The following is a 22,513-nucleotide window of genomic DNA, read 5'->3' as shown; positions in this document are numbered from 1 at the left end:
CAAATATAGCAGATTGGCCCCTAAATCCTTTAAAGGGAGACTTGATTTTATGGACTTTCAGGATTTTAATGGTTTTTTGTACTTTTGTACTATAGAAATAGCGTTATGGAACTTACACTTAAACTCAATCAAAGAAAGAAGTAAAGGCGCTTATAGACTATCTGTCTAACTTGCCTTATGTTGAGATTTCAGAAAAAAGCTCAGATAAGCCGAATGCCCAATCGTTAAAAAAGCCTAATAAGCAAACTATAAAAGCTATTAAAGAAGTTGAAAGTGGGAAAACAACAAAAACCACACTTGAAGATTTTAGAAAACAGCTTTATAGCTAATTTATGTATAAATTAGAAGAAAGCAGCAGGTTTAAAAGGATTTAAAATTAGCTAAAAAACGTGGATTGAAAGTTTCTCTTTTAGACGATGTAGTTACGCTATTGGTAGAGAGGGTAAGCTTCCGAAAAAATATAGACCACATATCTTGTCTGGAAATTGGGATGGTTATTGGGAGTGCCATATAAAACCCGATTGGCTTTTAATTTGGAAGCAAGACGAAACCATAAAACTCATAACATTAACGCGAACCGGAACACACAGTGATTTATTTTAATAGTTTTTTCCTATGACAGACACTATTATCGCACCTAATTAACAGGACGAAAATTGGCGCTTCTGGTAACTTTAATAACATGGTTCCAATGCTATTAAAAGTTGTTCATTTTGCCCACTGTCATTCAATTCTCAATTGTCCATTATCCATTGTCAACTGTCCACTAAGCCGAGTCCTTATCCGTTTATTTTCGGGTACTTCCTGAACCAACTGGAGGTTTTCATCTGTATAACACCTAAAAAGGCTTCACGGAAAATGCGGGTGCTCATTTTAGAGGTTCCTTCGGTTCTGTCGGTGAAAATAATGGGAACTTCCACCACCTTAAATCCGTGCATAATGGCTGTAAACTTCATCTCAATCTGGAAGGCGTAGCCCACAAACTTAATTTTATCCAGGTTAATGGTTTCGAGCACAATACGGCGATAGCATTTAAAACCGGCGGTAGCATCCTGGATGTCGATTCCAGTTATCAGGCGTACATACACTGATGCGAAATACGACATCAGTACCCGGCTCATGGGCCAATTTACTACATTAACGCCCTTTACATAACGCGACCCAATGGCCATATCGGCGCCATCAAGACAGGCTTGCCGTAAGCGTATTAAATCTTCGGGATTGTGCGAAAAATCGGCATCCATCTCGAAAATAAATTCATAGCTGCGCTTTAACGCCCATTTAAACCCATGAATATAAGCTGTGCCCAAGCCTTGTTTACCGGCCCGTTCCTCAATGTGTAAACGGCCATGAAATTCGGTTTCCTGCAGGTGTTTTACAATTTGTGGCGTGCCATCCGGGGAACCGTCATCGATAATTAAAACCTCGAAATTATGCGGAAGCGAAAACACTTTCCGGATGATCTTTTCAATGTTTTCTTTCTCGTTGTATGTAGGAATTATAACTAAACTATCAGACACTGTATGAACGTATTGAAGCCTCACCCCCAACCCCTCTCCGAGGGAGAGGGGAGCCGGACTGCGCTTTTAGTTAACTTTTAACTTTCAACCTTTAACTTTCGACTTTTTATATTGCCTTACACCTTTTGCCGTTTCACCGTCCACCTTTTATTAATGCACCCCGTGCATCAGTTTCTTCATTACTGGCGTTAACAGCATGATCAATATGCCTAAACCGACAGGTACGAAGGTAAAAATTAAAAAGAAGGTAGACATGGAATATTGCAAAGTTATTTCATCGATCATGCCCCCCATAGTACCGGCTATTTTATTACCAATTGCACTAGCCAGGTACCACATGCCAAACATAATGGCGATCATGCGTCCCGGAACCAGTTTACTGACATACGACAGTCCTACCGGCGAGATACACAATTCGCCCATAGTATGGAAGAAATAGGCCAATATCAGCCAGATCATACTTACCGAGGCTACTTTTGCCCCCTGCGGAATAGTACTGGCACCGAATGCCAAAGCCGCGAAACCAACGCCTAGTAAGATCATACCAAAACCGTTTTTAAATGTGGCAAACGGATTAAATTTACTTTCCCATATTTTAGAGATCAGCGGAGCAAATGATATAATAAATAAGGAATTTAATATACCAAACCAGGTTGCAGGCACTTCTGCTTTTTCGTCATAGTATTGATTTTTAAGCATGTAAATCACTAAAATCCATATAATCAGGAAGCCTGAGGCCAGAATAATATTACCCAATGCGAACCGGCCGAATGTTTGGCCAAATAGCTTGAGCAATACATACGTAATGATGATAAGCGGCACCACGGTTATGGCGGTATTCACCACATTGAAAACAATTTTGGCATTACCCTGCAACACCCTGGCTGTATAATCGTTGGCAAATATGGTCATCGAACCACCGGCCTGTTCAAAGGCGGCCCAGAAAAATATGGAGATACATGACAATACAACAACGGCTATCATCTTATCTCGTAATATGGGTGCATATTGTGATATACGTTTTACAATTAAAAAAAGGAACAAAATAAATGCTGTTAGAATGGCAAAACTACTACCGTCAAGGTTACCGACCTGGAATTTAAACAGGTTTAATGTACTGGTTTTTGATATTGGATCATTAATAATCCAAATAAGACCGATTAAAGAAATAGCGGTAATAATAATAAGATCAAATCGTGAAAATGGATTGCGTTTTTCCATTTCGGCATTTTCCTCTGTTTGCAGGGGCTTAGCTTTATCGGTTACCGGTTTTAGGCCTATAGAACCCAATATATTCTGAGTGAAATAAAACTGCAAGGCGCCTACAAGCATAAAAATACCTGCCAGGCCAAAACCATAGCTCCATCCCCAATTAGGGTTTTCGCCAATATAGCCGCATAGCAACATCCCCAGAAAAGCTCCTGCATTTACGCCCATATAAAATATGGTATAGGCGCCATCTTTTTTCTCGGGATGATTTTTATACATTTCGGACAAGACAGAAGTGATATTGGGTTTAAATAAGCCGTTACCAATAACCAGCAAACAGAGACCGATATACATAAAAGCATGGTGAAATTCCATCGCCATTGATAAATGACCCAAGGTCATAATTGAGGCGCCCAAAATCACTGCCCAGCGATAACCAATAACACGATCTGCTATGTAGCCCCCTAAAATGGGTGTAAGATACACCAGTGAGGTATAAGAGCCATATATTGCTAACGCACTTTCTCTGGACCATCCCCAGCCGGGATTATTGCCCATGATAGACGAAGTAAGAAACAGTACCAGCAATGCCCGCATACCATAGTAGGAGAAACGCTCCCACATCTCGGTAAAAAACAGGACAAATAATCCTTCCGGATGGCCTATAACTTTATGTTTAAATAGATCGTTGTTCATGTGTTAAAGTCAAAAGTTTAAAGTTAAAATTCAAAACAGGTAACCGGTGTTAAAACAGTCAATAAATAATATACTATTACTTTACTTCCTGCATGAGCTTTCTGATAGCCGGCGACAATATAATCAATACAACTCCTGATATGAACGCATATATGGCGAGCTGTTTGTAGCCGCTGGTATAGTCTATCAGTTGCTGAAATACGGTATAATGTTCATTGCTTTGCGCCATGCCTGCGCCAATAATTCCGGCAACATATTGCCCGTAAGCGCTGGCCAGGAACCATGTTCCCATCATCACGCCCTGTAACCGGTGTGGCGATAATTTGGTCATGATGGATAAGCCGATGGGAGAGAGGCACAACTCGCCAAGGGTTACAAAAAAATAGGCGAAGGTGAATACATCGAGGTTGGCGATGCCCTGCGCATTTGCAAAAAAGCGGGTAGCGAAAAACACCCAATAGCCTATAGCCAGGAAAATAAAACCAAGGCCAAATTTAACTACAGTATTAGGCTCTTTCCGTTTTTTCGATAGCGATAACCAGATCAATCCTATAATGGGTGCAAAAATGATAACAAATAATGAGTTTGCTGAGTTGTTCACCCCGTTGGGGTCAACCGGGATAAGGCCTAAGAGCTTATTATCCAGGTTACGAGCCGCAAACAGGCTTAATGAACCGCCGGCCTGCTCAAAAAATGCCCAGAAAATGATGGAGAAAATAATAAATATCAGTGCTGCCCATAATTTCCTGACCTCTGCTTTTGAAAACTGTGTCATTTCATAAAACAGGTAAAGCAGCGTTAAAGGGCCGATGGTGTACATGAAATAATCGGTGTACTCGGTTTTGGAAACCATTTTCATGATAACCGGGATAACTGCTAATGAGCCTATAAAAACCAGCAGTGGTTTCCACTTCTGTTCGGATGAAGTATCCCGATTGTCGGTTTCCAACTGTCTGCTTTCAAAGGGCGAAAGTCCGATAGGGCCTAATGATCTTTTAGTAAAAACAAAGGTTATCAAGCTAATGGTCATTACAACAGCGGCCAGGCCGAACGCTAAATTCCACGACCAGGGATGGTTACTTTTACCAATGGCAATGCATAAATATCCTCCTAACAGGGCGCCAAGGTTAATGCCTGAATAAAACAAAGAGAAACCGGCATCACGGCGATAATCGCCGCTTTTATATAGCTGGCCAACCATGGTGGATATGTTGGGCTTAAAAAAACCTGTACCTACTACCGTAAAGCTTATCCCCAGGAAGAAATAGGCTTTAGGATCGTATGCTAAAATGCAGCTGCCCACAATCATGAGCAAACCTCCCCAGAATAACGAGCGCCGGAATCCTAAAATTTTATCGGCAAATAAGCCGCCTACAAAAGTAAAGGCATACACAAACGCTTGTATAGCACCGTATTGCAGTTGCGCCGCATCGTCCTTAAAAAACAGCTGTGTAACCATAAAATAGGTAAGCATACCCCGCATTCCGTAAAAGCAAAAGCGCTCCCACATTTCAGAAAAAAACAGGTACCAGAGCTGTTTGGGATATTTACCCCCAAAGTTTTGTATTTCTTCGAGCGTTGCCGGTTGTGATGCTGTGTCTGTCATTATAAATTCTTTAAAATAAAGTCGCTCATCTTACTGTATAAGTGCAAGGTGGTGTTTCCGCCGGAAATACTGTGTGTTTTGTTCGGATAATAAGCCTGTTCAAACGGTTTGTTGGCCTGTATCAGCGCTTCTGAAAACATGACGCTGTTTTGAAAATGTACGTTATCATCGCCGGTTCCGTGTATCAGCAAAAATTTGCCTTTTAGTTTGGATGCAAAGTTTATAGGAGAATTGTTGTCGTATCCGTCCGGGTTTTCCTGCGGTGTTTGCAGGTAGCGCTCGGTATAAATGCTGTCATAATATCGCCAGGTAGTTACAGGAGCAACCGCGATAGCCATTTTAAATACGTCGGCGCCTTTGGTAATACATAGAGACGACATATATCCGCCGAAGCTCCAGCCCCAGATACCGATGCGTGACGCATCTACATAAGATTGCTGCCCTAACCACTTCGCTGCTTCTATCTGGTCAATCGTCTCATAATGTCCAAGGTTTTTATAAGTGACTTTTTTAAATACGGCGCCGCGAAACCCGGTTCCCCGGCCATCTACACAAGCGATGATATAACCTTTTTGTGCCATATAATTTAACCAGATGTTCCTCACTCCACCCCAGCTATCGGCTACAAGCTGGCTTCCGGGACCGCCATAAACATACAGCAGCACCGGGTATTTCTTGCCGGGCGAAAAATCAGCCGGTTTGATCACATAGCCGTTCAATGTTACATTCTCTGAATTTTTAAATGTAAAGAAATCAATGCTGCTGAAATTATAGTGTTTCAGCTTTTTACGTAATTCGGCATTATCTTCGAGCATGCGCACCTGCTGCCCGGTATTGGTGTTAATGGTAATAGTAGCCGGTGAATTGGCTGTTGAATGTTTTAGAATAAAATAACTGAAATCGGCGCTGAACGTGGCATCATTGGTTCCGGCGGTGTTACTTAAGCGCTTTTTGGTCTTACCGTCAAAGCTGATAGCATATATATCGCGTTGCAGTGGAGAGTTTTCTGCGGACTGATAATAAATGAGCTTCCTCTTTTCGTCAACGCCATATACATCGGTTACATCCCAGTTGCCTTTAGTGATCTGCCTGACGATTTTTCCGTTCATATCATAAAGATAGATATGATTGTAACCGTCGCGTTCACTCACGTTGATAAATTCTTTCCCGTTATTCAGGAAGGTTAATTTCTCATCGTTGATATCGATATAGGATCTGTCTTCTTCGGTCATAATGACTTTTGAAGTACCTGTTGCCACATTCGCCAGCAGGTAATCCAGCTTTGACTGGTGACGGTTCATCCGTAAAATGCACAGTGTATTCACATCGGCTGTCCAGCGAATGCGGGGAATATACTGGTCGGTTTCGGGCCCGACATCCATGATTTTAGTCGACTGGTCATCCAGGTTATACACATGAATGCTTACGGTGGCATTCCGTTCGCCTGCTTTTGGATATTTATAGCGATATTCGGTAGGATAGAGACCATCGTACATCGTCATGCTGTATTCGGGAACCAGCGATTCATCAAATTTATAATAGGCTATTTTTTTACTATCGGCGCTCCAGTAAAAGGCCTGTGCGAAGGAAAATTCTTCTTCGTAAACCCAGTCTGAGCCGCCGTTGATGATCTTATTTATTTTCCCATCAGTTGTGATCTTTTGCTCATTGCCGGTAACTAAATCTTTGATAAACAGGTTATTGTTACGAACAAATGCCACTTTGTTGCCATCGGGCGAAAAGGTGGCATATTGCTGCTTGCCTTTATCGGATATCTGGGTGATCTTCTTTGCCGTAATATCGTAAACAAAATAATTGGCTTTGGTAGAACGCCGGTAAACAGGTTCCTCGCCGGCTGAGATCAGTACTTTGCTTTCACCGGCATTAAAATCGGTGCTTATCGGTAGCTGCTCGCCTTTATACATCAGCTCGTTTTCACGATATAAAATGCTTGCCTGCTTTCCGTCGCTGTACTTATTGCGGGCTACATAACGCAGGTTGGTAAGCGGATCGGTTTCGATAGATACATAAGTTTTACCATCATGTAGCGATTGTAATCCATAAACTTTGCGGGCAACAAATGTTCCTTTCTTAAAAATATCCTCCAGCGTAAAATCTTTCTTAACCTGTGCGAACGCACCATTGCAAAGCAGGAGCAGAATCAGTACTTTTTTCATTAACGTTGTAATAATCTTCTAAAAATGCACATCAGCAAGCTGATTTTAAAATTTTCTGCTGATTTTTCTTTGCGGATTTTTGGGGTCGTTAAAATCTTTATCTGTATCTGTGGGCTCGTTCTTTAACGGTAAATCGGATAAGTGCTTCCACCGGCCGTTAAAAAGCTTGTAACCATCATACGTAAAATCAGGGCCATACATTGCAAAATTGTCTTTCTGCTTCGGGTCTGGCGGGGCCAGATGATCAAAAACGATCATGTTGGTCTTTGCATCGTATTTAAGCAGCATGGATGCCTGGCGTGTGTATTCAAAAATAATACGCTTAGCTGTTGTTTTTTCAAATACGGGCATCCCGAAAACAGGCTTTCCGTTTTTAAAATACAACACATCAATAACCTTTTTGGTGCTTTTAGCAGTATTGCCCTTCCAGCCTAATAAAACATAATATTGTATGGGAGTATTGTACAACACCGGTACAATGCTGTAATATTGGGCGCCGTACCAGCGATCGTTGCTGGTTACGGTATCGGCCGGATCTTTGATTTTCGGGGTATAATCAACCATACCGAACATATCCAGCTTTCCGTCGGGATTATTCTTTTGTATGCATCCGTAATAACGGTAGCTACCATCATCGTACATTACGTGCCAGGTTAAAATGCGGAAACGGCGGTCGGGAGGTGTTACAATGCTGATGGTCTTCAGCGAATCAAAATTATAATTGAAGGAATGCGGTGTTTTCAACGCTTTTACAAGCATCCTGGTAAAGGCATAATTGGCATTAAAGCGTTGCGGATCAATGGGATCATTGATCATTTTATAGCTTAATGCATTCAGGCTGTCCTGGTACAGATCAAGCTGCCGGATGTATTTTTCGCCTTCTGCATGTTGTTGCGCAAAAGCGGAAACCGAACACATAGTAAACAGGATGGCAAGCAATAAGTATGTTCTCATGTTGAAAGTTAAAAGTAAAAAGTTAAAAGTAAAAACAAGGCACAGGTTTTAAATTAATAATTCGTTGTTAGTTTTTGGTTAGCCTCACCCCAACCCTCTCCAAGGGAGAGGGAGTAGTTTCTGTTTAATATCTGGCCTCTTGCTTCTATGTTCTTGTTTCTAATTATAGCCTTAAACCTTCCACCTTTTACCTCTCTATGTCTTTGTCTTGTCTCTTGCTTCTTTGCTCTTGTTTCTAATTATAGCCTTAAACCTTCTGCCTTCCACCTTTTCTTGCTTCCGGTCTTTTCTGACTTTCGGTCTTCCGGACTATAAGCTATGAACCATGAACTATAAACCTACCTAAAACCTACAACTTACAACCTTCCACCTTTTTTGGCATAAATATTAGTAATTTTGGAAATTAACCGCAAATAGTAATAGTAACGTGACAAAAGGGAACAAAAACCGTCCTATAGGCTTGTACCAGCAATATTCGGCGAATATCAAATTTGTAATGATGGTGTTGAGCGTGGCCGTGATTACGCTGTCATTACCCAAGCAGGCACGGTTTAAATACGAATATGAAAAGGGTAAGGTCTGGATGCAGAAAGACCTGATCTCACCTTATAATTTTCCAATCAATAAAACCAATGCTGAGATTGAGAAAAGCCAGGCTGAGATTTTGAAATCGGTTTTACCGGTATATCAAAACGATTTGCGTGTTGCCAGCCGGCAGCTGGAAACGTTTACTTCTGATTTCAACCTGCGTTGGGATAATGCCGCTGTTGATGATAAGCTAAAGCCTGAATACCTCGCCATAGGAACGCGTATTCTCAAAGAAATTTACCAGCGGGGTATATCCACGTTATCGAAGAAATATCAGCAGAATAATGCTAATTATAATTTTACGCTGCTAACCAATAATGTGGCTAAGCAGCTTAATACAGCCGATATCTTCACTATTGAACAAGCATCACGGTTTGCCGAGGATGAGGTGAACAAAACCGGCTTAAAAAATAAAGCCTGGCTGATAGACCTTTTGCAAGATCATTTGCAATCGAATTACATTTATGATGACCGTTTAACGGATAAGCTGGAAACCGAAGCGTTGAGCAATATATCTACCACGCGGGGAATGGTGCAAAAAGGAGAACTCATTGTGGCAAACGGATCGGTTATAACGGGCGAGATTTACCAGAAACTGGAATCGTTACGCGAGACTTATGAGCAGGATGCAAAGATCATAGGCGATAAGCGGATGATCTTGTTAGGGCAGTTCCTGTTAGTTGGACTGGTAGTAACATTACTCATGGTGTTCCTGTACCTTTTCAGGAAGGATATTTTTGGCGATAACCGTCTCATCTCGCTGATATTGCTGGTAATAACCATTATGCTGGTTGCGCTGTCGTGGGCTATTAAGCTGAAAATCCCTAACCTGTATTACATTCCGTATTGCATTGTGCCCATTATTATCAGGATATTATTTGATACCCGTTTGGCGCTGAATATTCACCTGCTGGTAGTATTGATCGCCGGTTTTTTTGTGCCTAACAGCTTTGAATTTGCGGTTATCCAGATCACAGCCGGTATGGTAGCCATTTACAGCATCAAAAACCTGGTGAAACGTGAACAGTTTCTTACATCAGCTTTACTGATATTGCTGAATTATTTTGTGGCTTATCTGGGAATTTCGCTCATTAGGGTAGGCACATTAACGGATATTGAATGGTTAAACTTTGTGCCTTTTATATTCAGTGTGTTGCTGTCCTTGCTGGCTTATCCGCTTATTTACGCATTTGAGCGTATGTTTGGCGTGGTTTCTGATATCACGATGATTGAGCTTACCAATACCAATTCAAAACTGTTGCGGGAGCTGTCGTACAAAGCGCCGGGCACATTTCAGCATTCGCTGCAGGTAGCTAACCTGGCCGAAGCGGCTATCTTTAAAATTGGCGGCAATGCCTTGCTGGTGCGGGCCGGAGCATTGTATCATGATATCGGCAAGATGGAAAATCCGCAGTATTTCATCGAAAATCAGAACAAAGGCAGCAATCCGCACGACAAACTGTCGTACGAACAAAGCGCACAGATCATTATCAGGCACGTGCATAAGGGCATAGAGATGGCACGCCGCAATCACCTGCCCGAAGTGATCGTCGATTTTATCCGCACCCATCATGGAAATACCCGCGTAGATTATTTTTATCAATCGTTCCTGAAAAATTTTCCTGAAAAGTTAGTGGACGAGAATATTTTCCGGTATCCGGGGCCCATACCTTTTTCTAAGGAAACGGCTGTGCTTATGCTGGCTGATTCTGTTGAGGCCGCATCAAGAAGTATAAAAGAACCTACGGCTCAAAGCCTTAGCGATCTGGTAGATCGCATTGTGGATTACAAGCTGGAGCAGGGACAGCTTAACGACAGCGATATCACACTGAAAGATATAGAAACCATTAAAGTGATATTTAAAAATATGCTGATTGGCATCTACCACGTGCGCATTGATTACGCTGCAGCAGAGAAATAAAAATATTTTTTGAAGGCTTTATTGATTTGCTATATTTGCAGCCCGGTTGCACAAATTAAGTATGTAAGCAACGGAAAAGGAGAGGTGCCTGAGAGGCCGAAAGGAACAGTTTGCTAAACTGTCGTACTGGAAACGGTACCGCGGGTTCGAATCCCGCTCTCTCCGCTAAGAACGCAAGTGAATGCCCGCAATAGCGGGTATTTTTGTTTGCGGTAATTTGTTTTGCTCCATGACCTTCGCCGAAACCATCAGCCTGTTTAAAACTACGTTATCCGGATTGTACGACGTTTCTGAGGCCCGGGAACTGGCTTATTATACCCTGTCGCATTTTTGCGGTTTAAGCAGGCCGCAACTGGTGTTAAAAGGGAATGAACCGTTGGATAGCAGGGCAGAGCAAGAGGTGATCCGGGTGCTGGAAGCGTTAAGATCGGGCAAACCGGTACAGTATATTTTAGGCGAAGCAACATTTTTCGGCTTAACATTCAAGGTAAATCCGGCGGTACTGATCCCACGACCGGAAACCGAAGAGCTGGTAAGCTGGATCATCGAAGAGATGAACATTCCGGAACAGCCTGCTACAATATTAGATATAGGTACCGGCAGTGGCTGTATTCCCATCAGCCTGAAAACAAAGTTCCCCCGGGCGCAGGTTAGTGCTATGGATATTTCGGCTGCTGCGCTGGATGTTGCCCGGCAAAATGCCGCTTTAAACCAGGTGTCTGTAGGTTTTCACCAGGATGACATCTTAAACCCGGCCGGTTTTTTACTGGGGCCAAATACGTATTCCGTTATTGTCAGCAATCCGCCATACATTGCAGAAACTGAAAAAAGTATGCTGTCTGCCAACGTATTACACCACGAACCGGCTACCGCTTTGTTTGTTCCTGATGCAGAGCCATTATTGTTCTACAGGGCTATCGCCGGTTTTGCGCTGCAAAAGCTTAACCGGGATGGCATGTTGTTCTTCGAGATCAATGAACGTTTCGGGAACGAAACGATTAGTTTATTGAAAGATAAAGGATTCACTGTGGTAGAGCTACGTAAAGACCTTAACGGGAAAGACCGGATGGTGAAAGCGATGCGATGATGTTTTCGGGTTAAATGATCTATTCGCTAATTGTGATGATAGATATAAAATGATGCCCTTTTCCTAAAGCTAACATTATTCGCGATAAGAGGAAATTAAACCTGGCGGAAATGCTCTGTACTTTACCAATATTCTTCCCGGATATACAAGAATAATGCTGAAAATTACTTATCACAGTTTTTTATGTCGGCAGCGGCGGCATTGACATCATACAGTCCATTTTTATTGCCAAAGGAGTTGGTGATGTAGGTTACCAGCTGGGCAATTTCCATGTTGGTCATCTGGGTTTCGGCAGGCATCTGGCCATCAAATTCCTGTCCGTTGATCTCAATTTTGCCCGATAAGCCGTTTTTAATAATGCAGCCGAGCTTGGTGCGGTTTCGCTTTAGAAACAGGCTGTCGGTTAGTGGAGGATACAATTGACCTAAGCCTTTACCATCCTCTCCGTGACAGTTCTGGCAATGTGCTTCGTACAAGCCTTTTCCATTCACGTAGTACCGGGCATAATCCAGTTCGGCCTGGCTTTGGCAGGCGTTAAAAATAATGGTGATACAAACCAGCAGTAAGAGACTTAGGGTGATGATGCGTTTCATTAGTGCTTATATTCGTTAAGCAATACCTGTATATCTTTTATAAGCTGGTTAACCTGCTGGGGATTAGTTCCGTCATAGGCTCCGCGTAAGCGTTTTTGTTTATCAATGAGCACAAACCAACCCTGGTGGATGTAATTTTGCGGGTCGTTACCGTCTTCTTCTACCGATACCAGATAATTTTTTGCGGCAATGTTGTAGATTTCATCGTGTGGCCCGTTAACAAATTGCCATTGATTACCTGTTACGCCTAGCTTTTTAGCATATTTTTTCATCACGGACGGCGTATCGTATTTGGAATCAATGCTATGTGATAGAATTTTAACTCCGGGATTGTTCTTATAAGCATGGTATACTTTCAGCATGTTGCGGTGCATAACCGGGCAGATGCTGGTACAACTGGTAAAGAAAAAATCGGCAACATAAACCACATTATCAAAGTCTTTCTCGGTTACCGTTACACTATCCTGGTTGATGAATTTGAAGGACGGAATGGTTTGATAAACCGTATCTACCACGGTTTTACCATCCACTGTCTTTTCAACCGGTTCGCGACTGCCCAGTATAGGCAGTTTCTGTTCTTTTTGTGCGCAGGAAGACAGGAGGCCGGTTAAAAGCAGGAAATAGCTGATTCTTTTCATCACGATGGTGTTTATGCCAACAAAGATAGCGCTGCCAAAGGTGGATTGCAAGATAGAAGGTTATAAGTTGCAGGTTTTAGGTAGGCTTATAGTTCATGGTTCATAGCTTATAGTCCGGAAGACCGAAAGTCAGAAAAGACCGGAAGCAATTTTTAATAATGGACAGTTGATAATTGACAATGTCTGTATAGTTCATGATGGATAGCATTTAGAGACAAGAACATAGATGCAAGAAACAAGATAAGGAGCACAGACCGGTTCCCTTCTTCCGCCAGTTGGCGGAGTTAGGGATGAGGCTTTTTAAAACTCCACAGTCCTTCTCTCGGCCTGGCTTTGCAGGGCCAGCTCAATGATGCGGATGTTGGTTTTTGCCTGCTGCGGGGTAACAATGAGCGACTCACCATTGTTTATTACCCCGGCTATATTTTTATATAGATCGATGTAGGAACCAATTTCGCTGGTGATTTTTCCATTGATTTCAAGGCCTTCGTATTCAGTGCTGATGGTTCCCCACAGTTCTTCCGGCTCTTTGCCAAAGCCCGGCTCTAAAGGCGTCATACCATTATTTAGCTGCTCTTCCTGTACATCCATGCCCTGTTTTACAAATGAGCCTTTATCGCCCAGGAGAATAAAATGAGGCCCCGGTTGTTTCACCAGGTAGCCGGATTTTAAGGTAACTTTTAGCTGGGGATAATGCAGGATCATCTCAAAATTATCGATCACCCGGCTTTGTGGTCGCTGGGCACGGATATCGGCAGTTACTGCCTGCGGATTACCAAAAAGTGTTACCGCCTGGTCAACCAGGTGCACGCCTAAATCGTATAAGGTACCGGCGCCATCCACATCCTCCTCTTTCCAGGTACCTCCCTTAATATAATTGCGAAAGCGGTCGAAATGAACTTCCAGTTCAACCAGTTGCCCCAGCAATCCGCTTTCAATAACCTTTTTAACCGTCTTAAAATCGCTGTCCCACCGCCGGTTTTGAAATACCGTGAGCAATTTGTCTTGAGCCTGGGCAAGTTGTATCAACTCTTCGGCCTGCTGTGATGTAACGGTGAACGGTTTATCAACCAGCACATGTTTTCCGGCAGCTAAGGCCTTCTGAGCCAGCTCAAAATGCGAATGTGTTGGCGTAGCAATCACAACCAGGTCAATGGCAGCATCGGCAAATACCTCTTCGGCCCGGGTTTTAATTGTTGCCTGCGGGTATTTCTGCCGGATAATTTCTGCACTTTCCGGTTTGCTTGTTGTGACGCTATGCAGGTTAAAGCCGGGAACACTGCTGATTATGGGCGCATGAAAAACCCGGCCTGCCATGCCAAAACCGATCAATCCTACCTGTATTTTTTTCATCCTGTTGCCTGCTTGTTTTACCGGTGTGAATTTACAATAAACTATTTGTTTGTTTCAACGTATTATGAGTATGGCCGATTTCTTTACACTTTTGATAGACAATCAACTGGTTACATTCGAAAAGAAGCGGGTAATTACCATAGAGCCCACCTTTAACGGAACACGGATTATCCTGGAAGCGTCGCATGAGGACGAAGAACCGTTTATTTACCTGGTTAAAGAGCCCTACGAAGCGGTTATAAAGGCGTACCTGGGCTGAAATTTTGTTTGTTGTTTTCCGATACGACAACCGGGTTAGTCTACTTTTTATTCATATTCTAAACCAAATAAGGATACATTTGTAGAATAATCAATTCAAATTTTCAATGGATTACGTTATTCCTGAAACCATTATCAGGCTTTGCATTGCCGTTGTTCTGGGTATGCTGGTTGGCCTGGAGCGACAGCGATTGGAGTGGGCTGCCGGTCTGCGTACCCACATGCTGGTCTGTACAGGCTCGTGTCTGTTCATGATCGTTTCTATTCATGGATTTTCTGATGTAGTTGGTAAACCCGGCGTTGAATTAGACCCTTCACGTGTAGCGGCGCAGGTAGTTAGCGGTATCGGTTTTATCGGTGCAGGCACTATCCTGTTCCTTCGCGGTCAGGTTGTTCGCGGACTGACCACCGCTGCGGGACTATGGTCTGTAGCTGCCGTTGGTTTGGCCGTTGGAGGTGGCTTATATGTTGCGGCCACATTTACAACCGTATTGATACTTATCATCCTGGCTGTAATAAAACCTATCGAAAAACGAATTTTTAATAGTTCACGTATACATGCCCTGAAGGTTATTGCCCAGGAAGGCAAGGTTGTATTGCAGGATATTGAGAAGCTGGCCGTTGCCAATCAGGTAGTATTTACAGAGATCCGCTTATATGCCGATTCTGAAGATAAAAAACAGGAATTTGATTTTGAGATGGATAAGCTGACCCCACGAAACAATATGATAGCATTTATAGAGCAGCTGCGGGGCTTAAACGGGATCGTTTCGGTAAATTTAACCACATGAAAAGATGCACGGTTTTAGAGTTATGAAAGGCATAAGGCATAAGATTTAAGGCTAAATAGAAACAAGAGCAAAGAAGTAAGAGACAAGTCAAGAAGCACAGACCGGTTCCCTTCTTCCGCCAGTTGGCGGAGTTAGGGATGAGGCTAACTAAACAACTAACCACTATGAAAGAAATTATTTTACCCTTTTATGCACGTATCGCATTTATCCTGGTCATGATCATTGCCATGGGATATTTGGCCATTCTCGGCAAGGAGATACTTGCACCCTTACTGTTTGCCTTTTTATTCGCTATTCTGCTGATGCCGGCAGCTTCATTTTTAGAACGCCGGTGCAGGATGAAACGCGGATTGGCAGCGTTGTTTTCGGTATTGCTGCTGGTAATTATTGTCAGCCTGGTATTATTTCTGTTAGGTAACCAGTTAAGTAACCTGATCAGCGACTGGCCCATGTTGAAAGCACAGATCACCAATGCTTTCCACGATCTGCAGCTATGGATATATCACCGGTTTAACATTAACGCCAACAAACAAATTACATATATCAATGACAGCGCCACCAAAATGCTGGCATCAACCGCTTCGGTAATTGGCATAACGCTGCTCACATTATCATCCACTTTATTATTTTATCTCTTTACCTTATTATTCACCTTTTTCATCCTGCTGAACAGGAGACTGCTTTTCCAGTTTTTACTGGCCCTGTTTAATAAGCAGCATGCCGATACCATATTTGAGATAACCCGGCAGATACAGCGTATCATCAAGCAATATATTACCGGGTTATTCCTGCAAATGTGTATCCTCACCGTAATTACCTGTATTGTACTGTCTGTTATGGGCGTGAAGTATGCCATATTATTGGGTATGCTGACCGGCATTTTTAATGTAGTACCTTATATCGGCATTTTTACGGCATTGCTCATCAGTGTGCTTATCACCTTTGCAACGGCATCCGCTGCAAAAGCGCTGTTTGTAGCCATTGCATTTTTGCTCATTCACTCGCTCGACGGCAATATTATTATGCCCGTAGTGGTAGGAGGTAAGGTGAAGCTGAATGCGTTGATAGTTATGCTGGGCATTATTATCGGCGAAATGATCTGGGGAATACCGGGCATGTTTTTGTGCGTGCCTTATATCGCCATGCTGAAAATAGTGTTTGATCGTATTGACGACCTGCGTCCATGGGGCATTCTGCTCGGCGATGAGATCTCCATGCAGAAACAAGTAAAGCTGATTAAAAACATTTTCCGGATATAATGATCCGTCACGTAAAGCATGTATACAATCGTACGGTGGCGGCACTGTTGCTGTTTACCACCGAAACACTGATCGCCTTGACACTGGTCATACTGGCATTGGTGGCATTTTTAGCCATTGTTCAGTATGTTTTTGTAGATCAAGCCCAATATTTTGATGATGCGGCATTCGGTTATGTACGCTCGTTGGTGAGTAACCGGAACACCAGCCTGATGCTGTTCCTTTCGTTTTTAGGCAATTACCAGTTCCTGATAACCGCTAATATCCTGCTCACCCTGTATTATTTGTTTATTAAAAAACATCGCTGGTATTCTATAAAAGTTCCGGTAATTGCACTAACCAGTGTGATACTGATGTTTTTACTCAAATTTATGTTCAGCCGGCAACGCCCACTGATACCCTTGCTGGAGCCTGCACACGGCCTGAGCTTCCCGAGCGGACACGCCATGAGTAGCGTGACGTTTTACGGGTTATTGATACACATCTGCTGGCATACGGTTTCATCAGGATATAAGCGCACACTCATTATCATTGCTTTGCTGCTGCTGATTTTAAGCATCGGCTTTAGCCGGATTTACCTGCGGGTGCATTATGCCAGCGATGTACTGGCCGGTTTCTGTACCGGCACATTATGGCTTGTCATTTCGCTGGCTATCCTGCAAAAGCTGGAAAAATACAGTAAACGCAATATTGAAACTATCCCGGAACAAAAAACATAATGGCAGAAGACCTGAATATCATCAGCGGAAGCAGGGAAGATCAATATCGATCGCTCTACCCGCAAGTTACAGCATTGTTGAACGGCGAAACCAGCCGGATTGCCAACATGGCCAATGTATGCGCCGCTTTAAAAGAACAGTTCGGTTTTTTCTGGGTAGGATTTTATCTCGTTGAAGGTGATGAGCTGGTGTTAGGCCCTTTTCAGGGAACGGTAGCCTGTACCCGCATTGCCAGAGGAAAAGGCGTTTGCGGTACGGCATGGCAGCAACGGCAAAATATTATTGTGCCCGATGTTGATCAGTTTCCCGGGCACATTGCCTGCAGCTCGCTTTCGCGATCAGAAATTGTAATTCCGGTATTCAACCCGGCAGGAGAAGTTATAGCCATATTGGATGTGGACAGCGAGTTTCCGGATTTTTTTGATGAAACCGACCGCACCTGGCTCGAAAAATTCGCTTCATTAATTTTATAATTGTTTTGACTTTTAACTTTCTACTTTCCACTTTTAACTTATTGCATGAAGCTTGGCGTTGATTTTTACCGGAGAGATGATGTGGTAGCCTTATCCCGCGAATTATTAGGTAAATACTTATTCACCTGTGTGGATGGACAGCTAACCGGCGGCATTATTGTAGAAACCGAGGCGTATCGGGGGCCGGAGGATTCTGGTTCGCATGCTTATAACCATAAACGTACACCGCGAAACGAAATGATGTACAGTGCCGGCGGGGTAGTGTACATGTACATCTGTTACGGCATTCATCACATGCTCAATATTGTTACGGGTAATCCTGACGAATCTCACGCTATCCTCATCCGGGCTATAGAACCTACCGTAGGATTGGAGACGATACGTTTGCGCCGGAATATCTTTAACCAGGATACCCGTCTTTGTCGCGGGCCGGGAGCTTTGGCCCAGGCACTTGGATTAACCAAATTGCATAACGGAGTTCCGCTTACCGGCAATGAAGTGTGGATTGAGGATCAAGGTCTGCATTATCCCGACGAACAAATTGCCGCGTCGGCACGCATCGGACTGAACGTATCAGAACCTTACCAAAGTATTCCCTGGCGTTTCTACCTGCGGGGAAGCAAATATGTTAGCGCTAAAAATAACTAATGTTAAGTCTGAAGTTTAAGGTGGAAAGTTTAAAGTTGAACAGGGCTAAATCCCGGAAATTTGAGATAGTTGCTTTGATGCCAAATTTGTTGTAAGCAAGTTGATTTTATGCGATTTACCTGGTTTAAACGTTAGCCCTGAATTGTAAAATTATGTTAAAGTTTAAAAAAATACATACAATACAGCGCCAGAATAAATAAATTTAGCCGAAATTCATACGCCTTAAATTGTCCTGATGAGTTATTTAAAAAGTTTAGCCCTTTTCTTAGCGTTTAGTATAGCCCTTACTGTTCCGGCATTTTCACAGCAGGATAGCATCCGTTTAGATTCCATTATCAGCAAAACCGTAAAGTACGCTGCCAGCTTTCCGCAGGAAAAGGTATATATACAATTTGATAAACCTTATTATGCCGTTGGCGACACCGTTTGGTACAAAGCCTATTTAACCGCCAACTATCAGCCATCGCTGTTAAGCAAAGTTTTGTATATCGATGTGGTTAACGATGCCGATTCGCTGGTGCAAACCATTAAGCTGCTGGTTACCAACGGAACAGCATCCGGCGGATTACCTTTGCCGTCGCTCACCTATAAACAAGGCAATTACCACATCAGGGCCTATACCAACTGGATGCTCAATTTCCAGGATCCACGGATTTTTACCAAGACCATCCCGGTAGGTAACGCCATCAACAAAGAGCTGGTAACCCATATTTCGTATACAAGCATCCCGGTTACGGGCGGAAGTCCGAAAGTAAATGCCCGCATACAGTTCAAAGATCAAACCGGTAAGCCCTATATCAACAAGCGGGTAAGCTGGAAAGTATTGGACGGATTTGATGAAATAAGCAAGGGCAGGGGCACTACCGACGGCGCCGGTTATCTTACTATTCCCGTAACCGATGGCAAAAAAGTGCCGAAGGCCGGTGTTTTACAAACGGCGTTAAGTGTAGATGTTCAGCGGTCGTTAAGTAGCTCATTCCAGCTAAAAGGAATAATTACACAGCAGGCCGCCGATGTACAGTTTTTCCCCGAGGGCGGCGCCCTGAACGCAGGCATTCCCTTACAGGTAGCGTTTAAAGCCATCAAACCCAATGGACTGGGCGTAGATGTTAAAGGTGTGATACTGGATAAAGACAATGTAGAAGTTGCCAAATTTCAGTCGCAGCACTTAGGCATGGGAACATTTATTCTGGTTCCGCAAAGCGGGCAAACGTACAAGGCCAACGTTACCTTTCCCGATGGAACACACCACATCTACAATCTTCCGCAGGTGCAGGACGAAGGTATCAGCATCAGTGTAAACAATAAAGACGCGGAAAGTCTGAGTGTGAAAGTTATTGCTAACGACCCTTTCTTTGCCAAATATCGCGGAAAGAGCTTTTACATTATCGCCCAAAGCGGAGGTATTGTATGTTATGCGGCCCAGGCCGCGTTGCGCAGCCAGGTGTTTACAGCCAGCATCCCCAAATCAAAGTTTCCTTCAGGTGTGGCCCAGGTTACCCTGTTAACCTCCGGCGGTCAGCCCCTGAGCGAGCGGCTGGCATTTATCCGGCATGCCGGCGATCTGAGCCTGAATGTTACTACCGAGAAACCGGCCTATACCATTCGCCAGCGGGTTAAAATGACGGTGGCTGCCCGCAGAGATAAACAGCCCGTGGAAGGCAATTTCTCGGTAGCTGTGGTTGACGAAACCAAGGTGCCATATAATGAAAACGCTGAAACATCCATTCTGAGCGCCATGCTGCTGTCGTCAGATCTGAAAGGCTATATCGAACAACCGAATTATTATTTCAATCATATCGATGCAAAGCGGCTGGCAGATCTGGATGTGCTGATGCTTACGCAGGGCTATCGTTATTTTTCATACCCCGATATTATCGCGGGCAAATATCCCAAGCTGTATTTTATGCCCGAGCAGGGTATAGAGATCAGCGGAACGTTGCGTACCCTTAACGGGATGCCGGTATTTAAAGGTAAAGTACGTCTCCAGGTTCCCGATAAACATTTCTCTGCCGAAGCCACAACCGACGCCTACGGGAAGTTCAAGTTCTCTAACCTGGTTTTTCCCGATTCATCGAAGGTAATAGTGAGCGCCAAATACAATGTGAACGGTAAAAACATGATGATCATGCTGGATAATACCTACGCTCCGGCAGCATCGGTTAAAACCGAACCTTATGAGGAAGTTATCAATATCGACAGCACCCTTGCACCGTATCTGAAAAACAGTGAACGCCAGCATCGCAGCATGAATGTGCTGAAAGAGGTGGTAATTACCGAGAAAGTAAGCAAGAAACCCAGCCACGAAGATTATCCCGCTTTAACCGGGTTAAGCATGCTCGCCGACCGAACTCTGTCCGGCGACCAGTTTACTGCCTGCGGCATGATATTGAATTGCCTGATGACGGCCGGTCTTACCTATGCGGATGATAATCTATACCTCACCCGCGATTACAATGCCGGCGGCCGTACACCCGTGCAGGTATTTGTAAAAGGTATGCCCGCCGACATTCCATACGTCAGCAGCCTTAATCCAGCCGAGATAGAATCTGTAGAAGTGTTTTTCCAGGACGGCGTGAGCGGTATCAACAGGCTGTATAGCACCAATGGTGTGGTAGTCATTAACATGAAGGAAGCGCCCAAAGGCACGCCAATGAAAATTGACGATCTGAAAAGAATGCTGCCGCAGAGTAACCAGCTCACCATTTCGCCGAAAGGCTACGATAAAGCCCGGCAATTTTATTCGCCCAAATATGATGTGCCCAGTAAAAGCGTTCCCGGCAACGACCTGCGCACAACCATATACTGGAATCCTAATGTGCTGATCGATAAAAGCGGGAATGCCTCGTTTGAGTACTACAATGCCGATGGCAGAGGCACCTATCGTGCTATTGTAGAAGGTTTTGACGCTGAAGGAAACGTAGCCCGCGGAACATACCGTTATACTGTAAAATAATGTGACAAGCTTGCGCCCGTTTATAACGGGTGCATCGTTATCCGGCGTTTGTAACGCCGTAGGTTCATAGCGCACTTTTCAAGAGCACCCATAGTTTAATTTTGACACGTTTGCCCTGGTAAAACACGAATAAATTTTTGAGGATCGTTAATTATTTATTAAACCAGCCAAATAGTTTCCGGATAAGGAAGTAGTTGAGCAGCAGAGAGGTCAATTTATGATTTGAAAGCAGCTTCATCACGTATCACCAATTTAATATATGATTATAACTGTGCTCTGATAAAAATATTGTTACATGGGTGTGTTTTTGTTATTGATAATTGCTTCGGGGATATTCTTCAGGTTGTTCTTCAAATTCTGCGGGCGTTAGAATCTGTGTTGTATTTTCTAAAAGATCAAGCAATTCTTTTACGCTTTCTTTGGAGGAAGTACTTTTTGAGTTTTTCTCTGCTCGTTACAATTTTTATTTCGGTGAGAAGTTGCTCTGTAGTTATGCTACCATTCGAGATAGGGTGCCTTATTTTTGCAAGGCGTTTGCCGATAAGAAAGCTAATCCAAACGTTGGTATCAAAAATTACTTTGACGCTTGTCATAGATTTCCTGTCTTACATTTTCTACTCCTTTGGTTATCGTGTGCAGGTCCAGGTCTTTTGCCCTGAATGTTTTTAATAAACGGGATAACTTCGAGTCGATAATTTCTTTTTCCAGTTCCTTGGTCAGTTTTAACTTTTGCTGTTGTGGCAGCTGCTTTACTATAGATAAAATTTGGTCAAATGTTATATCTATTTGCAATGCTGTTTTCATGTGCTTAAATGCTTACTATTTCAAATTTACGAAAAATCATTATACAAAATTTCTGCTGATGTGACAACTTACCCAATTTTCTTTGGTACGCAGGTAACTGCATCAACCTTCGTGCTTAAATATTGCTTTAAAACGCTATTTTTGCACTTTATTTTCAAACTGCTACTGTTAAGTTAACGTATCGCAATTTACAAATAACGATGCCACTAACATTAAACAGGTTGCTTGTTTTGACTTTTAACTTTTGAATTGAACCAACATAC

General features: G+C 43.2%; 21 protein-coding genes and 1 tRNA gene. 12 read left to right on the top strand and 10 right to left on the bottom strand.

The window, feature by feature from the left end; translation table 11 throughout:
* The first annotated feature begins 170 nt into the window (after positions 1-170).
* Both FW774_RS20480 and FW774_RS20795 read left to right on the top strand, forming a co-directional pair.
* Positions 171-329, top strand: coding sequence for a hypothetical protein (locus tag FW774_RS20480; RefSeq protein ID WP_187774953.1), 159 nt, complete (start codon positions 171-173; stop codon positions 327-329).
* A 145-nt stretch (positions 330-474) separates the two neighbouring features.
* Positions 475-603, top strand: a complete 129-nt coding sequence (locus tag FW774_RS20795) for a type II toxin-antitoxin system YafQ family toxin (protein ID WP_317132770.1) — start codon at positions 475-477, stop codon at positions 601-603.
* A gap of 176 nt (positions 604-779) precedes the next feature.
* On the opposite strand, the gene FW774_RS18355 is transcribed toward FW774_RS20795, so the two are convergent.
* From FW774_RS18355 to FW774_RS18335, 5 genes are all read right to left on the bottom strand, one after another.
* Positions 780-1,520 (bottom strand): polyprenol monophosphomannose synthase, encoded by a 741-nt coding sequence (locus FW774_RS18355; RefSeq protein ID WP_149349673.1) that lies wholly within the window; start codon positions 1,518-1,520, stop codon positions 780-782.
* A 150-nt stretch (positions 1,521-1,670) separates the two neighbouring features.
* On the bottom strand, positions 1,671-3,425 hold the full coding sequence (locus FW774_RS18350; protein WP_149349672.1) for a peptide MFS transporter: 1,755 nt from the start codon (positions 3,423-3,425) through the stop codon (positions 1,671-1,673).
* Positions 3,426-3,501: 76 nt separating this feature from the next.
* On the bottom strand, positions 3,502-5,031 hold the full coding sequence (locus FW774_RS18345; RefSeq protein ID WP_149349671.1) for a peptide MFS transporter: 1,530 nt from the start codon (positions 5,029-5,031) through the stop codon (positions 3,502-3,504).
* Positions 5,031-7,208 (bottom strand): S9 family peptidase, encoded by a 2,178-nt coding sequence (locus tag FW774_RS18340; RefSeq protein WP_149349670.1) that lies wholly within the window; start codon positions 7,206-7,208, stop codon positions 5,031-5,033. The genes FW774_RS18345 and FW774_RS18340 overlap by 1 nt, the downstream gene beginning before the upstream one ends.
* A 45-nt stretch (positions 7,209-7,253) precedes the next feature.
* Positions 7,254-8,162 carry a hypothetical protein gene (locus FW774_RS18335; RefSeq protein WP_149349669.1) on the bottom strand — a complete coding sequence of 303 codons (909 nt, stop codon included), beginning with the start codon at positions 8,160-8,162 and terminating at the stop codon, positions 7,254-7,256.
* Positions 8,163-8,661: 499 nt separating this feature from the next.
* Here FW774_RS18335 and FW774_RS18330 point away from each other — a divergent pair, with 499 nt between their 5' ends.
* From FW774_RS18330 to prmC, 3 genes are all read left to right on the top strand, one after another.
* Positions 8,662-10,671, top strand: coding sequence for an HD family phosphohydrolase (locus tag FW774_RS18330; protein ID WP_149349747.1), 2,010 nt, complete (start codon positions 8,662-8,664; stop codon positions 10,669-10,671).
* A 78-nt stretch (positions 10,672-10,749) separates the two neighbouring features.
* A tRNA-Ser gene (locus FW774_RS18325) sits at positions 10,750-10,836 on the top strand.
* A 16-nt stretch (positions 10,837-10,852) separates the two neighbouring features.
* Positions 10,853-11,758, top strand: a complete 906-nt coding sequence (prmC, locus tag FW774_RS18320) for a peptide chain release factor N(5)-glutamine methyltransferase (RefSeq protein ID WP_207184767.1) — start codon at positions 10,853-10,855, stop codon at positions 11,756-11,758.
* A gap of 164 nt (positions 11,759-11,922) precedes the next feature.
* Here prmC and FW774_RS18315 read toward each other — a convergent pair whose 3' ends face one another.
* The 3 genes from FW774_RS18315 to FW774_RS18305 form a co-directional block, all read right to left on the bottom strand.
* Positions 11,923-12,351 (bottom strand): c-type cytochrome, encoded by a 429-nt coding sequence (locus FW774_RS18315; RefSeq protein ID WP_149349668.1) that lies wholly within the window; start codon positions 12,349-12,351, stop codon positions 11,923-11,925.
* Positions 12,351-12,989 carry an SCO family protein gene (locus tag FW774_RS18310; protein ID WP_149349667.1) on the bottom strand — a complete coding sequence of 213 codons (639 nt, stop codon included), beginning with the start codon at positions 12,987-12,989 and terminating at the stop codon, positions 12,351-12,353. The genes FW774_RS18315 and FW774_RS18310 overlap by 1 nt, the downstream gene beginning before the upstream one ends.
* A gap of 300 nt (positions 12,990-13,289) precedes the next feature.
* A complete protein-coding gene (locus FW774_RS18305; protein ID WP_149349666.1) occupies positions 13,290-14,342 on the bottom strand; it encodes a Gfo/Idh/MocA family oxidoreductase in 1,053 nt (350 codons plus the stop codon).
* Between the two features lie 49 nt (positions 14,343-14,391).
* Here FW774_RS18305 and FW774_RS18300 point away from each other — a divergent pair, with 49 nt between their 5' ends.
* The 7 genes from FW774_RS18300 to FW774_RS18270 all read left to right on the top strand — a co-directional run bounded on the left by FW774_RS18300 (position 14,392) and on the right by FW774_RS18270 (position 21,446).
* Complete coding sequence (locus FW774_RS18300) at positions 14,392-14,601, top strand: hypothetical protein (RefSeq protein ID WP_149349665.1); 210 nt, start codon at positions 14,392-14,394, stop codon at positions 14,599-14,601.
* Between the two features lie 106 nt (positions 14,602-14,707).
* On the top strand, positions 14,708-15,391 hold the full coding sequence (locus tag FW774_RS18295; protein WP_149349664.1) for an MgtC/SapB family protein: 684 nt from the start codon (positions 14,708-14,710) through the stop codon (positions 15,389-15,391).
* A gap of 164 nt (positions 15,392-15,555) precedes the next feature.
* Positions 15,556-16,650, top strand: a complete 1,095-nt coding sequence (locus tag FW774_RS18290; protein WP_149349663.1) for an AI-2E family transporter — start codon at positions 15,556-15,558, stop codon at positions 16,648-16,650.
* Positions 16,650-17,369, top strand: a complete 720-nt coding sequence (locus FW774_RS18285) for a phosphatase PAP2 family protein (RefSeq protein WP_149349662.1) — start codon at positions 16,650-16,652, stop codon at positions 17,367-17,369. The genes FW774_RS18290 and FW774_RS18285 overlap by 1 nt, the downstream gene beginning before the upstream one ends.
* Positions 17,369-17,842: a GAF domain-containing protein gene (locus FW774_RS18280; protein ID WP_149349661.1), complete on the top strand. Its 474-nt coding sequence runs from the start codon at positions 17,369-17,371 to the stop codon at positions 17,840-17,842. The genes FW774_RS18285 and FW774_RS18280 overlap by 1 nt, the downstream gene beginning before the upstream one ends.
* Positions 17,843-17,887: 45 nt before the next feature.
* Complete coding sequence (locus FW774_RS18275) at positions 17,888-18,490, top strand: DNA-3-methyladenine glycosylase (RefSeq protein ID WP_149349660.1); 603 nt, start codon at positions 17,888-17,890, stop codon at positions 18,488-18,490.
* Positions 18,491-18,725: 235 nt separating this feature from the next.
* A complete protein-coding gene (locus tag FW774_RS18270) occupies positions 18,726-21,446 on the top strand; it encodes a carboxypeptidase regulatory-like domain-containing protein (RefSeq protein ID WP_149349659.1) in 2,721 nt (906 codons plus the stop codon).
* A gap of 395 nt (positions 21,447-21,841) precedes the next feature.
* On the opposite strand, the gene FW774_RS20960 is transcribed toward FW774_RS18270, so the two are convergent.
* Both FW774_RS20960 and vap15 read right to left on the bottom strand, forming a co-directional pair.
* A complete protein-coding gene (locus FW774_RS20960) occupies positions 21,842-22,039 on the bottom strand; it encodes a putative toxin-antitoxin system toxin component, PIN family (RefSeq protein ID WP_197739886.1) in 198 nt (65 codons plus the stop codon).
* Positions 22,014-22,250 (bottom strand): type II toxin-antitoxin system VapB15 family antitoxin, encoded by a 237-nt coding sequence (gene vap15, locus FW774_RS18260; RefSeq protein WP_149349658.1) that lies wholly within the window; start codon positions 22,248-22,250, stop codon positions 22,014-22,016. Before vap15 ends, FW774_RS20960 begins: the two co-directional genes overlap by 26 nt.
* Positions 22,251-22,513 lie beyond the last annotated feature (263 nt).

The sequence above is a fragment of the Pedobacter sp. BS3 genome, from assembly GCF_008274585.1.
In the GTDB taxonomy this organism is placed as follows: domain Bacteria; phylum Bacteroidota; class Bacteroidia; order Sphingobacteriales; family Sphingobacteriaceae; genus Hufsiella_A.
Note: the sequence above shows the minus strand (reverse complement) of the source record. Positions and strands in the feature narration are given on the sequence as shown.

Coding starts and splice junctions, on each gene's coding strand:
- FW774_RS18340 (WP_149349670.1), bottom strand. CDS start 7,208: ATGAAAAAAGTACTGATTCTGCTCCTGCTTTGCAATGGTGCGTTCGCA.
- FW774_RS18290 (WP_149349663.1), top strand. CDS start 15,556: ATGAAAGAAATTATTTTACCCTTTTATGCACGTATCGCATTTATCCTG.
- FW774_RS18275 (WP_149349660.1), top strand. CDS start 17,888: ATGAAGCTTGGCGTTGATTTTTACCGGAGAGATGATGTGGTAGCCTTA.
- FW774_RS18315 (WP_149349668.1), bottom strand. CDS start 12,351: ATGAAACGCATCATCACCCTAAGTCTCTTACTGCTGGTTTGTATCACC.
- FW774_RS20960 (WP_197739886.1), bottom strand. CDS start 22,039: ATGACAAGCGTCAAAGTAATTTTTGATACCAACGTTTGGATTAGCTTT.
- FW774_RS18330 (WP_149349747.1), top strand. CDS start 8,662: ATGGTGTTGAGCGTGGCCGTGATTACGCTGTCATTACCCAAGCAGGCA.
- FW774_RS18335 (WP_149349669.1), bottom strand. CDS start 8,162: ATGAGAACATACTTATTGCTTGCCATCCTGTTTACTATGTGTTCGGTT.
- FW774_RS18350 (WP_149349672.1), bottom strand. CDS start 3,425: ATGAACAACGATCTATTTAAACATAAAGTTATAGGCCATCCGGAAGGA.
- FW774_RS18270 (WP_149349659.1), top strand. CDS start 18,726: ATGAGTTATTTAAAAAGTTTAGCCCTTTTCTTAGCGTTTAGTATAGCC.
- FW774_RS18345 (WP_149349671.1), bottom strand. CDS start 5,031: ATGACAGACACAGCATCACAACCGGCAACGCTCGAAGAAATACAAAAC.
- vap15 (WP_149349658.1), bottom strand. CDS start 22,250: ATGAAAACAGCATTGCAAATAGATATAACATTTGACCAAATTTTATCT.
- prmC (WP_207184767.1), top strand. CDS start 10,853: ATGCCCGCAATAGCGGGTATTTTTGTTTGCGGTAATTTGTTTTGCTCC.
- FW774_RS18280 (WP_149349661.1), top strand. CDS start 17,369: ATGGCAGAAGACCTGAATATCATCAGCGGAAGCAGGGAAGATCAATAT.
- FW774_RS18285 (WP_149349662.1), top strand. CDS start 16,650: ATGATCCGTCACGTAAAGCATGTATACAATCGTACGGTGGCGGCACTG.
- FW774_RS18305 (WP_149349666.1), bottom strand. CDS start 14,342: ATGAAAAAAATACAGGTAGGATTGATCGGTTTTGGCATGGCAGGCCGG.
- FW774_RS18310 (WP_149349667.1), bottom strand. CDS start 12,989: ATGAAAAGAATCAGCTATTTCCTGCTTTTAACCGGCCTCCTGTCTTCC.
- FW774_RS18295 (WP_149349664.1), top strand. CDS start 14,708: ATGGATTACGTTATTCCTGAAACCATTATCAGGCTTTGCATTGCCGTT.